At 61.0% G+C, this 15186-nt stretch carries 4 protein-coding genes; 3 read left to right on the top strand and 1 reads right to left on the bottom strand.

The genetic code is table 11. The annotated features are described in order from the left end of the window. On the bottom strand, positions 1-9791 hold a 9791-nt coding region (locus tag FQ187_RS28960), incomplete at its 3' end, for a peroxidase family protein (RefSeq protein ID WP_256667480.1). 680 nt (positions 9792-10471) lie between these two features. On the opposite strand from FQ187_RS28960, the gene FQ187_RS28955 reads away from it, so the two are divergent. The 3 genes from FQ187_RS28955 to FQ187_RS28945 are packed head-to-tail and all read left to right on the top strand — an operon-like array spanning position 10472 to position 14885. Continuing rightward, the gene (locus FQ187_RS28955) at positions 10472-12208 is read left to right on the top strand and encodes a type I secretion system permease/ATPase (protein ID WP_149632102.1); all 1737 of its coding nucleotides are present in this window, start codon (positions 10472-10474) and stop codon (positions 12206-12208) included. A 6-nt stretch (positions 12209-12214) separates the two neighbouring features. Next, positions 12215-13555, top strand: a complete 1341-nt coding sequence (locus FQ187_RS28950) for an HlyD family type I secretion periplasmic adaptor subunit (RefSeq protein WP_149632101.1) — start codon at positions 12215-12217, stop codon at positions 13553-13555. A 1-nt stretch (position 13556) separates the two neighbouring features. Further along, positions 13557-14885, top strand: coding sequence for a TolC family outer membrane protein (locus tag FQ187_RS28945; RefSeq protein WP_149632100.1), 1329 nt, complete (start codon positions 13557-13559; stop codon positions 14883-14885). Positions 14886-15186 lie beyond the last annotated feature (301 nt).

Raw genomic sequence — 15186 nt, 5'->3', positions numbered from 1 at the left:
GGTGCATCGTTGACGTTGGCCACCGGCCCCAGGATGTTGGACGAAGCGCTTTCGGCCGCACCGAAGTCATCCACGTAGCCGATTACCACGCGCACTTCCTGGCCGACCTGAGCCTGGCCAAGCGCGAACGTGCTACCGGTAGCGCCGTCGATGTTGACGAAGCCAGGCCCGATGCTCGCCTGCCATTGGTAGGTGAACTGCGGATTGCTAAGGCCATCAATGTCGATGATGCTCGACGGGTCAGCGGTCAACACTTGGTTCTGCACTGCCAGCCCGGTTACGGTCGGCCCTGCAGTGGGTGCATCGTTGACGTTGGCCACCGGCCCCAGGATGTTGGACGAAGCGCTTTCGGCCGCACCGAAGTCATCCACGTAGCCGATTACCACGCGCACTTCCTGGCCGACCTGAGCCTGGCCAAGCGCGAACGTGCTACCGGTAGCGCCGTCGATGTTGACGAAGCCAGGCCCGTTGCTCGCCTGCCATTGGTAGGTGAACTGCGGATTGCTCAGGCCATCGAGGTCGATGATGCTCGACGGGTCAGCGGTCAACACTTGGTTCTGCACTGCAAGCCCGGTTACGGTCGGCCCTGCAGTCGGTGCGTCATTGACGTTGTCCACCGGCCCCAGGATGTTGGACGAAGCGCTTTCGGCCACACCGAAGTCATCCACGTAGCCGATTACCACGCGCATTTCCTGGCCGACCTGAGCCTGGCCAAGCGCGAACGTGCTACCGGTAGCTCCGGCGATGTTGACGAAGCCAAGCCCGTCGTTCGCCTGCCACTGGTAGGTGAACTGCGGATTGCTGAGGCCATCAACGTCGATGATGCTCGACGGGTCAGCGGTCAACACCTGGTTCTGCACTGCAAGCCCGGTAACGGTCGGCCCTTCGGTCGGCGTACTGTTCCCCGACGAGTCGACGATTTCCAGCGTGCCCTTGGCATCCTGATACACCGCACGGACGCGGATGTTCAGGCCCGCCACATCGTCCGCCACCCGGTAGGTGGTGCCGATCGCCCGCGATACCTCGCCAGCGGCGATAAAGGTGATGTCTTCAAAGACGCCCGACCCGGCAATGTTTTCGACCTGCCAGTAGTAAGCCACCCCACCTGTCACAGCGCCGGTCGGGTTGGCCACACTCTGGTTGTCCGCGTCGTGTACCGCCCGATCGCTGACGCGCAGCAACTGGCCGGCGACAGGCGTTTCGTCACGCACACCGGTGGCAGCATCGAGGATTGCCAGATGACCCGATGGGTCGTTGTTTTGGGCGGTGCCCACTCCGGACGACTGCGCAACATCAGCGAACTGCAGACGCTCGATGCCCGTCAAGCGATCGACGCCATCACGCCCCGCTACCGAGTCGGTCACAACGACAGTGTTGCCATCGATCTCGACGCTGTACTCCGCCGCATTACCGGAGAACAGCGCGGTGTCGAAGCTGTCATTGCCGGTCAGAATCTCCCGCACGATGACCAGCTGGCCTGGGTTGTAAGTACCGTTCAGCATCAGCTGCACCATCGGCGCCATGCTGTCGAACGTGGCGATTTCCGGGCCAGTGCCGTCAGCGTTCGCCCGAACACTGATGCGTACGTTCAGCCACTTGTCACCATCGATGATGTCGTCACCACCGCGACCTTCGATCAGGTCGCTACCACTACCGCCGAGAATGATGTTGCCGCCGTCGAAGAACGTCGCTCCGGCTGGCAGCAAATCAGCCAGGCCGTTGATCAGGTTGATGTTGGTCAGCACACTGCCAGTTGCCCCCGCAGTGGGCAGCGATGTGGCATCTTCGTTATCACCGCGCAGGAAGTCACCGTGCGATGAACCCGACAGACCTTCCACGATGTCGAAACGCACCAGCGCCGAAGCACCCGAACCCGGCACGGGTGGAACATCGAAAAAGCGGTCGCTGTAATCGATGGTCACGCCCTGGGCGAGGTCCTTGAAGGTTGCCCAGTCATAGCCGGAGCCGCCGATATAGCGGTCCCCCATGCCGAGACTGCCGACCATGATGTCGTCGCCGCCTTCGGCATTGAACTTATCGTTCTCGTTACCGCCGATGAACACATCGTTGCCGATCACCAGGTCATTGCCAGCCGGGTCGAAGTTGTCGCCAGGTGCACCGTCCGAAGTGCCCTTCTCGATCCAGTCGTCGCCTTCGTTACCCATGTCCTGTTCGTTGGCTTTGCTGCCCAGGATGAAGTCGTTGCCCTGGCCACCAATGGCCTCGGAAGCGTCCTCACCAGTCACGATGAAGTCATTGCCGAACCCGCCAATGATCAGGTTGATGCCGTTGCCTCCGTGCAGCACGTCGTTGCCGTCGCCACCCTGGATGTTATCGTCGCCACCGAGGTCGGTGATGATGTCGTCGCCGGCGCCACCGCGCAGTTGATCGTTGCCGTTACCGCCTTCGATGCGATCGTTGCCGGCATCACCCCAGACCGTGTCATCGCCACCACCCGAGACGAGGATGTCTGCGCCGTTGGTGCCGCCCAGCACGATATGCTCGTCACCCGAGTACCGGATGTAGTTGGCGTCCGGCCCCGCGGTCAGCGGGTTGTCGCGGAACACCACCTGCTCGTTGTTGTCGCTAAGCGGATCGGCGTTGCCCAGGCCATCGTTGTACTGCTTGCTCTGCTCCCTTTCCAGATAGTACGCAGGGTCCGAGAACACCAGACCCGGCAAGTGCGTGGCCGAGGTGTTGGCCATGATCAGCTTGGCGAACGAGTTGCTTTCCAGTTCGGCATTCATCGACAGGCCAGCGGTGCGCTCCAGGTAGTAGAAGCGGTCGCCGTCCTGCAGTTTTTCCAGCTGGTTCTCGAACACGAAGTTGAAGGTCGTGCCGAGCATGCCGCCGAACGGAGTTTTCTCTTCGGCCAGGCCGCCGATCCAGAGGTCGATGGCATCGACGCCCGTGACCGTCACACCCCTCAGATCGTCGGCAGTCCCCAGCACCCCATCTTTGCCGGCCAGCGTTACGTTGGCCCAGGCACCGCTGCCGTTGAGGAAGGCCAAGCGGTCAGCCGGCGCATCAGCACCACCAAATACCAGCGCCATCGCTGCAGCGCGTTTGTCTGCCAGCGTGGTCGCCTCCGTGATCGTGTCATGCGTGCCATAGGCCGCGATGAAGTTGATCAACGACTCCGGATGTTTGAGGTGCTGCACCAGGTCGACCCAGCTGCTGTACGGCTTGAGTTGGGTATCACCGGTTTGGCTGAAGATGTCGCGGCGGATCGCATTGAGCGAGGGAATCCCCACGTCGCGACCACGGGCAATGTTGAGCGCCGGCAGGTCGAGCGGCAGACCGAGCAGGTTATTGCGCAGCGCCTCGGTGACGAACTCGTCGATTTCGTTACCGGCTTGGCGAGTCACCCCACGTATGATCGCACTGGTCGCATCCTCTGGCGTCACACCACTGGCGGCGTACGCCAACGGGTTGAGGAACGCCGCGATCAAGCCGATTTGCTGATTCGGATCAGCGCTGTTCGGATCGCCCACCACGTTGAAATTGACGTCGAAGCGATCGACGGTCTCGGTCAGCATCGAGTGGCCAAACCGGTACACGGTGTGAGCGAACTCGGCGACGATCGAGGCATCGAGGTCAACGTCATAGACCTGGGTCGGTGCGAAGAACAGGTCGACCCTGGGCTGGATGGTCCGCGCAAACTCCTCGAACACCAGGTGCTGATACTGCATCTCGGTGCCGAACTTGGCAGCCTGGAACAAGCGCTCGCCATTCCACACCAGCGCATCGATCTCAGCCTGGTTGGCTGGCAACGCGCTCACCGGATTGAGCAGCCACTCGTTGAGGAAGGCCACGTCACCCGAATCGAGCACGGTGTCCTTGGTCTGTGCGACCAACCGATTGTGCTCCGAGTGGAAGATCGCATGCACAGCGGTCAGGCCGATGTTCTCGTTGACCCGGCCGTCGCCAGCGATGTAGTGAGCGTCGAGCAGTTCGTTGTCATAGGTCAGGTTGTTGCCGCCTGGGCCAGCTGGCTGCGCATTGCCGACATCAGTGTCAGCATCCGCCTGCAGAACCCCGCCGACGATTACCGGCGCTGCATTGTTGTTAATGTCGATGAGGAACTGGTGACCGGTGCGCACAGCATTGGTCAGGCTAATGGGGGACAGCGGATTCCCTTCGACAAGGACGTCATCAGCCGTGCCACCCAGACCGTCAGCCCCTTTCATCACAACCATCGGGAAGCCGTTCGGCCCCTTGATGAAATTGCCGTAGGCGTCAGTCGCCAACAACGGGGCGTTACCGACGTCGGCATCGGTAAGGTGGATACCCAGGATGTCGTTGGCCTGCGCCTTGACCACCTTCCAGGTCGCCATACCACCGATTTCGCTGTCGTCCGCGGAACCATACTTGCCATCCGCTCCCAGGTCACGGTTAGTGATCAGCCTGCCGGTCGCGATGGGGCCGTTGTCGGTAAGCTGATAACCGCGCAGGAAAACCTGGTGCGATGGGTGCGAGCTGTAGGTCTGATTTTGGTCCACGAACGGCGTGGTGGTGTTGGATTGCTCATGGATGTCGTCGGCCGTGCCGAGAATGCCATCCGCCCCTGGCAGGTTGGTCGCGCGGGTCAGCACCATGAAGTTGGCGCTGCCGCCTGGCACATACAGCGGATCATCCGGTTGCAGCGGGATGAAGATGGTGCCCGAACCGCCTTTGGTAACCAGGTCCAGACCGTGATCGAAGAACTGCCCGAAGAAGGTCATCCAGGCGTTGAACGGCGCGGACAACCCCGCATCCGCCGTGGTGTTTTCGAACAGGTACACATCGTGGTCGTCGGCAGTACCGAACTGACCATCCATGCCGGGGCTGGCGACTATCCGTACGCCATCCTTGAGTACGTCGTCGTTACCCACCGTGCCGAAGTTGAGCTCACCGTCCGCACCCGGGTCGTAAGCCGTGGCATAGGCCGCCGGGTTGTTCGACGTCTGGTCGACGATCAGATTACTGATGGTGCGCGGCTGCGAGTCAAACACATAGCCGCTGTTCTGCTGGTACGACGATCCCGGGATGGCTGGCGAGCCGGGGCCGAAGAACCCGGCAGGTGCACCTTCCGCCGGATTGAAGACCGGATCGGCCAAGCGTGGAAAGGTGTTATCCGCGGCACCAAACTCGGTGTTGTTAATGCCGTTGAGGTTCATCAGGTTGTTGTTCGAGCCATCGACCGCACGCAGGCCCAATGGTGCGCGGATATTCGGGATCAGCGAGAGGATGTCCTGACCGGCCGCGTCTGCCTCGGCAATCTTGATTTGATCAAGAATGAAGTTGAGGTCGGAGCGGACCATGTGAAGGCCCGCGCCACCCGCAGTGGCATCGACGACAGGTGTCGGCGCCGTCGGCACAACCGGCGCGCCGGGAACCACCACGGCCGTCGGCTGCGAGAACACTATTTCAGTCGTGCCATGACCATCCTGGTAGATCGCCTTGACCCGCAGTGACAGCCCGGCAAGATCCGGGGAGACCTTGAACGCGGTGCCGTCGGCACTTTGGAACGCCAGGTCGCCGGCCGGCAACAGGATGATGTCCTCGAATACGCCGGTGCCTGGATTTGCCTCGAACTGCCAATAGTAGGAAACCGAGGTGTTGTTGACAGTACCCAGCAGATTACCCACCGCGATGTTGTTGGCATCGCGCACACCGGCCATGCTCACCGTCAGCGTGTCGCCCACTGTGATCGCGCCGCCGTTTCCGTCCGTGACGGTCGGCCTGCCCACCGGTTGTGCATTCAGCCCCGTCACCAGCACTTGCTGGGTATCGGCGAACTGCAGGCGTTCGATATGCAGCAAGGTATCGGTGCCGTCGCGACCCGCTACGGTATCTGCCACCGTCCACACATCGTCCGCCACATTGTCCGTGCCGCGGGTGTCATGCGTCACCACATACTCGGACTGGAGCCCGGAGAAAATGGCAGTGTCAAAGGCCGCCCCGCCCGTCGAGGTGCCGGACATGATTTCCCGCACGGCCTTGAGCTGACCCGGGTTATAGGTGCGGTCCAGCATGAGCGGGATCATATCGACCATGCTGTCGAAGGAGGCGATCTCGGGACCGGTATGGTTGACGTCGTCGGCGCCATACACCGCAATTCTGACGTTGATCCATTTGTCGCCATCGATCAGATCATCGCCCCCGCGGCCCTCGATCAGGTCACTGCCATTGCCACCGAGGATGATGTTGCCAGTGGCAAAGCCGGTGGTCGGCAAACCGGCATCGGCCAGAAACTGCTCCAGTCCACGGATCAACGCCACATTGGTCAATGCACCGCCCGTGGCACCACCGTGGTTGACGAGAGTGACCGCATCAACATCATCGCCTTTGAGCACATCGCCGAATTTCGAACCGGACAAGCCTTCGACCTCGGCAAAACGGTCGAGAATCGAGGCCGGCGAGGCGCCGACCGGATTGAACACCCCGGCGTTCTGGTTTGGCGCATTGCCGTGTGGCTGCGCCAGCGCGGCCAGGGACAGGTCAACGGTCACGCCGACCCTGTCATTTTTGTAGGTCACCCAGTCGAAACCGGACATGCCATCCATCTTGTCCTGGGCATCGCTGCCGACAAAGATGTCATCGCCACCCTCGCCGATCATTTCGTCGAAGCCACCACCACCGACAAAGATATCGTTGCCGACCACATCGTCATTGAGCAACGGCGAGAAGTTATCGCCAGGCGCACCGTCCTGCATGCCGTTCTCGATCCAGTCATCACCTTCGTTGCCGGTAGGTGGCAGGTTGGTCTTGGCGCCGAGGATGAAATCGTCACCCTGACCGCCGAAGGTGGTGGTGATGTCTTCGGTGGTGACGATGAAGTCCTGGCCATCGCCACCAAGGATCAGGTTGCCTAAAGCAAGCATGCTACCGGCCACGATCACATCGTTACCGGCATTGCCTTCCAGACGGTTGTCGCCGAACGAGTCGGTGATGATGTCATCGCCCGCGCCACCGAGTACCGCATCGTTCCCGGCGCCACCTTCGAGGCGGTCGTTGCCTGCGTCGCCGTAAACAGTGTCATCGCCGTCACCGGAGATGATGATGTCATTACCGGCGGTGCCGCCCAGGACGACATGGTCTTCACCGGTGTATTGCAGATAGTTACTGTCCGCACCCACGGTGTCGGGGTTGTCGCGGATCACCAGCGGCACGATTTCCACGCCGTTGATCATGATGCCGCCCGTTGGATCGGCTTTGCCGTCCACGCCAAGGTTAGTGAACTGATTGGCCTGATTCACTTCGAGGGTGAACGTCGGCGTCAGGAACACGGTGTTCGACAGGTGGGTGACATCGCTGTTGAGCATGATCAGCTTGGCAAAGGAGTTGTTCTCCAACTCGGTGCCGAAGTTCAGGCCTGCGGTACGCGACAGGTAGTAAAAGCGGTCGCCGTTCTGCAACGCCTCCAGCTGGGTTTCAAACACGAAGTTGAACGTCGAGCCGAGCATGCCGCCGAACGGCATTTTCTTCTCGGCGAGTCCACCGACCCAGAAGTCGATGTCGTCGAGGCCGGTGATCGTCACACCCGTCACGTCGTCGGCAGTACCCAGCAGCCCATCCTTGCCGGCCAGCGTTACGTTGGCATAAGCACCGGTGCTGTTGAGGAAGTCCAGGCGGTCAGCCGGTGAACCAGAACCGCCGAATACCAGCGCCAAGGCTGCAGCGCGTTTGTCTGCCAGTGTGGTCGCCGCCGTAATCGAGTCATGCGTGCCATAGGCAGCGATGAAGTTGACCAACGACTCGGGGTGCTTGAGGTGGTCCGCAAAATCAGCCCAACTGATGTACGGCTTGAGTTGGCTGTCGCCGGTTGATGTGTACATCTCACGGCGCGCTTCATTCAACGTGGGGATGCCAGTGTCGCGACCACGCGCCAGGTTCAGGGCCGGCAAATCGAGCGGTAGACCGAGCAGATTGTTGCGCAACGCTTCGGTGACGAACTCGTCGATCTCGTTGCCGAGCTGGCGGGTCACACCGCGAATGATCGCCCCTGCCGCTTCGTCCGCAGTCGCCCCGCTGCCGGCAAACGCCAGCGGGTTGAGGAAGGCCGCGATCAGACCCATTTGCGAGTCAGGGTTGTTCGGGTCAGTGAGGAGCGGATTGAACTCGGGGTCAAAGCGATCGACAGTCTCGGTCAACATCGAGTGACCGAAGCGGTACACCACGTGGGCGAACTCGGCGAGGATTGCCGGGTTGATTGAGGTGTCATACCCGTTGGGGGCAAGGAATCCGTCGATCTGCGGCTGAACGGTCCGCGCGAACTCCTCGAACACCAGGTGCTGGTACTGCATCTCGGTGCCGAACTTGGCGGCCTGGAACAGGCGTTCGCCGTCCCACACCAACGCCGCGATTTCAGCGGGTGTAGTCGGTATGGCGGCCACGTCGTCCACCAGCCACTCATTAAGGAAGGCCAGATCACCGGCGGCAAGGAGGGTGTCCTTGGTTTGCTGGACCAGGCGGTTGTGCTCGGAGTGGAACACATGGTGCACAGTGGTCAGGCCGATGTTCTCGTTCACCCGGCCGTCGCCGGCAATGTAGTGAGCGTCGAGCAGTTCGTTGTCGTAGGTCAGGTTGTTGCCGCCCGCACCAACCGGCTGAGCATTGCCGATATCAGTGTCAGCATCCGCCTGCAGAACCCCGCCGACGACTACCGGCGCGGCATTGTGGGCGATGTCGTCGAGGAAGCCATGCCCGGCGCTCACGGCGCTGGCCAGGCTTATCGGAGCATCCCGGTTGCCTTCGACCAGTTGAGTGACGTCATCCGCTGTCCCGGCGATCCCGTCAGCACCGTTGCTGACGCGCATCACCACCTGCGGCATGCCGCTCGCCCCCCGGATGAAGTTGCCATACGCATCGGTTGCCAGCAGCGGCACGCTGTGCACATCGGCGTCGGTCAGGTTGATACCGAGAATGTCACGGGCCTGGGCCTTGACCACCGCCCAGGTCGCCATGCCGCCATTTGTGCCGTCACCATCATCGGCAGTGCCGAACTTGCCATCGGCGCCGAGATCGCGATTGGTAATCAAGCGCCCCGTTGCAACAGGGTCACCTGCCGCGTTGAGGACATACTCGCGCAGGAACACCTGATGCGAGGGGTGCGAGCTGTAAGTTTGGCTTTGGTCCACGAAGGGCGAGGTGGTGTTGGGCTGGCCATCATCGGCAGTGCCGAGTATTCCGTCCGCGCCGGGGGTATGCACTGCACGTGGCAGCACCATGAAGTTGGTCGGGCTGCCCGGCACGAACAACGGATCGTCCGGCTGCAACGGAACAAAAACGAAGTCGGTACTGCTCTTGGTGACTAGGTCAAGGCCGTGGTCGAAGAACTGGCCAAAGAAGGTCATCCACGAGTTGAAGCCGGCGGTCAGACCGGCGTCCGCCGACACGTTGGGGATGAAGAACACTTCCTTGTCGTCGGCCGTGCCGAACACGCCATCCAGACCTGGGCTGATCACCGGGTCTGCACCGCCGTTCGCCGCTACTGCGGCCGGGTTGTTGGCGGTCTGGTCGACAATCAGGTTACTGATAATCCGTGGCTGCGGGTCGACCACCGTCCCTGACGCGGCATAGGCCGCTCGATACTGGGCATCAAGCAGGCGCAGGAAGGAATTGTCCGCGGCGCCAAACTCGCTTTGCCCGGCGACCAGGTTGTTGTAGCTGCCATCGACGGTGCGCAGGCCGAATGGCACCTGACTGTTGGGTAGCAAATCACTGAGGCTGGCGCCGTCGGCATGCGCTTCTGCGATGAAGATTTGCTTGAGGATGAACTCCAGGTCCGACTTGTTGAAATTGGCCATTTTGATTGCCCTCGATCTCTTTGGGGAAAGGACACGGGACGATAAGAATCCTCCCGCGCCCAGTCCGGTGCTGGCTTGCGCAGTGTGTTGGTTCTTTTTTTTTGGCGATCGCTGGCGCGGGATGGCAAAGCCGTTACACGGCCCCCCGGGATGCGCGCCTGGAATTCGCGAAAGAATGGCTCGCTCGGCGATTAGGCAGAGCGAACCCGAGCCTTGGGTGGGCCATGGAAACTTGAAGTAACGCCGAACTTCCTGAACAGCCCCTTCACTCCGCAGTAGAACGAAATCATCGACATGGTGTGCTCCATCGGGAAAATCATCACACCTTGCGCTGCCAAAAAGTTGACAGGCTTCAGGCGAGCGGCTCCCTCAATGACTGAGACTAAAGTTGCATAGCGAAAAATTGTCAATTTTACGACACGCAAAACAGACGACTGGTTATTGACCTCCTAACTAGCTGTTTTTATGAGACTTATAGGAATTAATTCGCGACATTAGAGCGAAATGTTATTTCAGATTGTTTCGACGACACCTACGCTGCTGCCATAAGAGCGACGCAGTGATTTGCAGGAGATCCGCCCTAGAGCGACCACCCCGCTTATCGACAAACTGCCTGTGGACTACATCTGTTAGCTGTTGCGCCGCAAGGGCTAACGGCTTTTCGAAGAGGGGTCACCCAAATGCACAAACAATCGAGCACTCGATCAGAACTGGCTGACGCGCTTTTTCGACTTCGCCGCAGTTTTTACTCGCTCGCAGGGTTCAGCGGCGTCATTAACGTCATGATGTTGACGCCAGCTATATATATGCTGCAGGTCTATGATCGGGCATTGGTCAGTCGCAACGTCACAACGTTGACGATGTTGACCATTCTGGTGATAGGCCTGTTCTTGCTGATGGCCACGCTGGAAATGTTCCGCACCCGCGTGCTGATCCGGGTCGGCAACTGCCTCGATATGGACCTCAATCGACGCATTTTCACCGCAGCATTCGAGCGCAACCTGAGCCGCGCCGGTGGGAATCCGGCCCAGGCCCTGCAGGATCTCGCGCAGGTGCGACAGTTCCTCACCGGCAATGGCCTGTTCGCTTTCTTTGATGCGCCATGGACGCCGATCTACCTGCTGGTCGCCTATCTGATCCACCCGCTGCTCGGACTGGTCACGCTGATCGGCTCGCTGATTCTGGTGGGCCTGGCTTATCTCACCGAGAAGGCGACGCAAAAGCCGCTGGCCGAAGCCAATCAGGCCGCCCTCTCCTCCGCCAGCTACGCCAACAACAACCTGCGCAACGCCGAGGTCATCGAGGCCATGGGCATGCTGCCGTCGATCGGCAAGCGCTGGTACCAAAGCCATTTGCGCATACTGGAAATGCAGACCCTGGCCTCCGACCGTGCCGCCCTGATCAGCAGCACCGGGCGCTTCGTGCGTATCACTTTGCAGTCGCTGATCCTCGGCGCCGGCGCGCTGCTGGCGATCGAAGGCAAGATCACCCCCGGGATGATGATTGCTTGCTCGATCCTCACCGGCCGCGCGCTGGGCCCGGTGGAACAAGTCATCGCATCGTGGAAGCAGCTGCTTGGCTGCCGTTCGGCTTGGGGCCGGCTGAACGAGATGCTGAACGACTATCCGCGCCGGCCACCGAGCATGTCACTGCAGCGGCCGCTGGGCATGCTGGCGGTGGAGAATGTGTTTGCCGGCGCCCCCGGCACCGGCAACACGATTCTGCGCGGGGTGAGCTTCAACCTTTCCCCCGGCGAAAGCCTTGGCATTATCGGTCCATCCGCCTCGGGCAAATCCACCCTCGCCCGCCTGTTGGTCGGCGTCTGGCCGGCACAGGCCGGCAAGGTGCGTCTGGACGGCGCAGACATCTTCACCTGGAACAAGGGCGAACTTGGCCCCTGGCTCGGTTACCTGCCACAGGACGTGGAGCTGTTCGAGGGCACCATCGCCGACAACATTGCGCGCTTTGGCGAAGTGGACAGCGACGCGGTCATCCGCGCCGCCAGGACTACTGGGGTGCACGAGATGATCCTGCGTCTTGCGCAGGGTTATGAGACCCGTCTGGGCACCGATGGCAGCCCGCTTTCCGGTGGCCAGAAGCAACGCATCGCCTTGGCCCGCGCGCTGTATGGAGAACCCAATCTGATTGTGCTGGACGAGCCGAACGCCAACCTGGACGACGTCGGTGAAAAGGCCTTGGTCGATGCGCTGGCCCAACTCAAAAACCGCGGCGCCACCGTCATTCTGATTTCCCACCGTCCCAATGTGCTCTGCGCCGTCGATAAGGTGCTGATGCTGCGCGACGGCGGCGTGCAGATGCTCGGCACTCGCGACGAAGTATTCGCAGCGCTGCGCAAGGCCAGTGTGATGCCTGCAGGCGCATCAACTCCGCTGGCCTCCGTCAAAGTACGGGAGTAACCGATCATGCAAATGAGCCAACACACCGACATGATTCACACCGACCCCAGGAACGTGGTGGATCTGGACGTCGGTAAACCCGTGCGCTGGGGCATGTTGCTGATGGTCGCCGGCTTCGGCGGCTTCCTCCTGTGGTCCTGGCTGGCGCCGCTGGATGCCGGCGTGGTCGCGACAGGCACGGTAAAAATCACCAGCAATCGCAAAGCCGTGCAGCATCTGAGCGGCGGCACCGTGGAGGCCATTCTTGTTCGCGAAGGCGATGCAGTGAAAAAAGGCCAGGAGGTGGTCCGCCTCGACTCGCTGCGTGCCGCTGCCGAACAGGGTGCGGTCAGCGCCCAGTACATCGTCAGCAAGACTGTGGAAAACCGCCTGGAAGCGGAACGTGACGGCCGCGATGTGGTGAACTACGATCCCGAATTGATCAAGCGCTTCGGGAATGACTACCGCCTGGTGGCCGCCATGGATCTGCAACAACGCCTGCTGGACACCCGGCGTGCCGGCCTCGCTGGCGAAATCAGCATCCTGCAGGAAAACCTCGCGGCGTCGGCGGTGCAGCTCAAGGGTCTGCAGCAGGTCTATGGCGCCCGCGCCTCGCAGATCAACTTCCTCAGCCAGGAACTAACAGGCACCCGCGCGCTGGCGGCCGAAGGCTACGTGCCGCGCAACCGCCTGCTTGAGCTGGAACGCAGCAATGCCGACCTCTCCGCCGGCCAGGCCGAGAACCTCAACAACATCGCTCGCGTGCGTAGCCAGACCACCGAAATCAAGCTGCGCATCCTGCAGCGTCAGCACGATTACCTGAAGGAAGTCGAATCGCAGCTCACCGACACCGCCAAGGAGAACACCACCCTGGCCGACCGCTTGCGTGCGCTGGACTATGAAGTGACCCACACGGTGATTCGATCGCCCATCGATGGCATGGTCCAGTCCCTGAGCATCGCTACCATCGGCGGGATCATTCAGCCCGGCTTCAAGATCATGGAAATCGTTCCGGACAACGAACCGCTGCAAGTCGACGCGATGATTCCCGTGCAAGCCATCGACAAGATGGTCCCCGGCCTGGCCGTGGACATCGCCTTCCCGGCCTTCAACCATGCCCGGACGCCCAACATACCCGGCCGCGTGAAAACCGTCTCCGCCGACCGCCTGCTCGACGAGGAAAGCAAGCAACCGTTCTACCTGGCTCAGGTGGAAGTTACGCCCGATGGCATGAGCCTTCTTGGCAGCAATCACATTCGTCCCGGTATGCCCGCCAGCGTCACCATCAAGACTGGCGAGCGCAACATGATGAGCTATCTTCTAAAACCAATGCTCGAGCGTGTTGACAGCTCCTTCAAGGAACAATGAAATGGACCGTCATTGCCTGTTCTTCAGCCTGCTGGCTCTGTCCCTCCCGACCAGCGCCATGGACCTCAAACAAGCCTGGGATCTGTTGCAGTACCAAGGCCCCGTCTATCGCGCCGCCGTGCATGAAAAAGAGGCCGGTGCGCAAAACCGCGACATCGGCTTGGCCGGCCTGCTACCGCAAATCAATGCCTCGGCCTACGACAACAAGGTCAATGGCACCCAGCGTCAAAGCGGCATCGAAAGAGATCTCGACTACACCTCCAAGGGCGCTAACGTGCGCCTGCGCCAGCCGCTGTTCAACAAACAGAAGATGGCCGAGTACCGCCAAGGCAAGCAGCGTGCCGACTACAGCGTCGCGGTGTTCGATGCCAAGAGTCAGGATGCCGCAGTGCGCCTGGCTGAAAGCTATTTCGACGTGCTCCTGGCCAGCGAAACCATCACCCTTGCCAAGTCCAAGCTGAGCGCCTTCGACGAGCAACTCGCCTCGGCGAAACGGCGCATGGAGTTGGGGGCCGGCACCGTCACCGACATCGACGAGTCGGCCGCTCGCCGCGACCTCGCCGTGGTTGAGCTGATCGAAGCGCAGGACAACCTGGTCAACGCGCGCCGCAAGCTTGAGGAATTTATCGGTGAAACCCCCGAATCCCTGACCACCTTGCGTCCGAGCTTCGATACACCACCGCTGCTACCTAGCAACCTGCAAGACTGGTTGGTCAAAGCCCAGACCGACAGCCCGCTGATCCATGCGCGCCGTCATAGCAGCGACCTCGCCGAAGAAGAAGTGAAGCGCGCCAAGGCCGGCCACTGGCCAACACTGGATTTCGTGGCCGGCTACACCGCGGGTCAGAGCCAATCAATCTCCGAGCTGAATCAACGCAACCGCTACGCCTCAATCGGGCTGGAAGTAAACTTCCCGTTGTACAGCGGTGGCGGCACCAGCGCGTTGACACGCCAGGCCAGTGCCAATAGCTACAAGGCCCTGGACGAACTCGACGCCACGCGCCAGGAAGTCATCACCGGTACCACCCGTGAGTATCGCGGCGTAGAGAGCGGCGCCCAACGTATTCGCGCGCTGGAGAGGGCAGTGGAGTCCAACGAACGCTCACTGAATTCGACACGCAAGGGCTTCAAAGAGGGGGGCACCAGCACCAATGCGGACGTCCTCAATGCCGAAGAGCTGCTCTTCGTTGCGCGCCACGATCTGTTCGAGGCCAAGCTGCGCTACTTGATGTCGCGCCTGCGCCTGGCCTCTTCGGTGGGCAGTCTGGGCGACGACGATATCGACCACATCAACGACTACCTCGGCCCGGAACTGTTGGTCACCAACTGACTTTCACCTGTGCGGCACTTCTACAAGGTGGTCGGCAAAACCCAGGCACAACAGCGTAATGCCGATCAGTTAAGCCATTTCAGCCGCAACGCAAACCTTGTAGCAGCTGGCGAAGCCTGCGTTCGGCTGCGGAGCAGTCGTGAAATCAGACGACGAGGTGTTTCAGGAAGACCTCGCGCTCAGGTTTTACGACTGCTCCGCAGCCGAACGCAGGCTTCGCCAGCTGCTATGTATGGACTCGCCCCCACTGTCGAGCAGCCTTTGTACAACCGGCCCCCGGAAGCCTTCAGGCATAGGTTTT

Origin of the sequence: Pseudomonas sp. ANT_J28 (genome assembly GCF_008370005.1) — a bacterium.
Taxonomy (GTDB): Bacteria; Pseudomonadota; Gammaproteobacteria; order Pseudomonadales; family Pseudomonadaceae; genus Aquipseudomonas; species Aquipseudomonas frigoris.
The sequence above is the reverse complement of the archived record's forward strand: the minus strand, read 5'-3'. Positions and strand labels throughout refer to the sequence as shown.

What these genes read in the sequence shown, in the direction of transcription:
- FQ187_RS28955 (WP_149632102.1), top strand. Translation starts at nt 10,472, where the DNA reads ATGCACAAACAATCGAGCACTCGATCAGAACTGGCTGACGCGCTTTTT.
- FQ187_RS28950 (WP_149632101.1), top strand. Translation starts at nt 12,215, where the DNA reads ATGCAAATGAGCCAACACACCGACATGATTCACACCGACCCCAGGAAC.
- FQ187_RS28945 (WP_149632100.1), top strand. Translation starts at nt 13,557, where the DNA reads ATGGACCGTCATTGCCTGTTCTTCAGCCTGCTGGCTCTGTCCCTCCCG.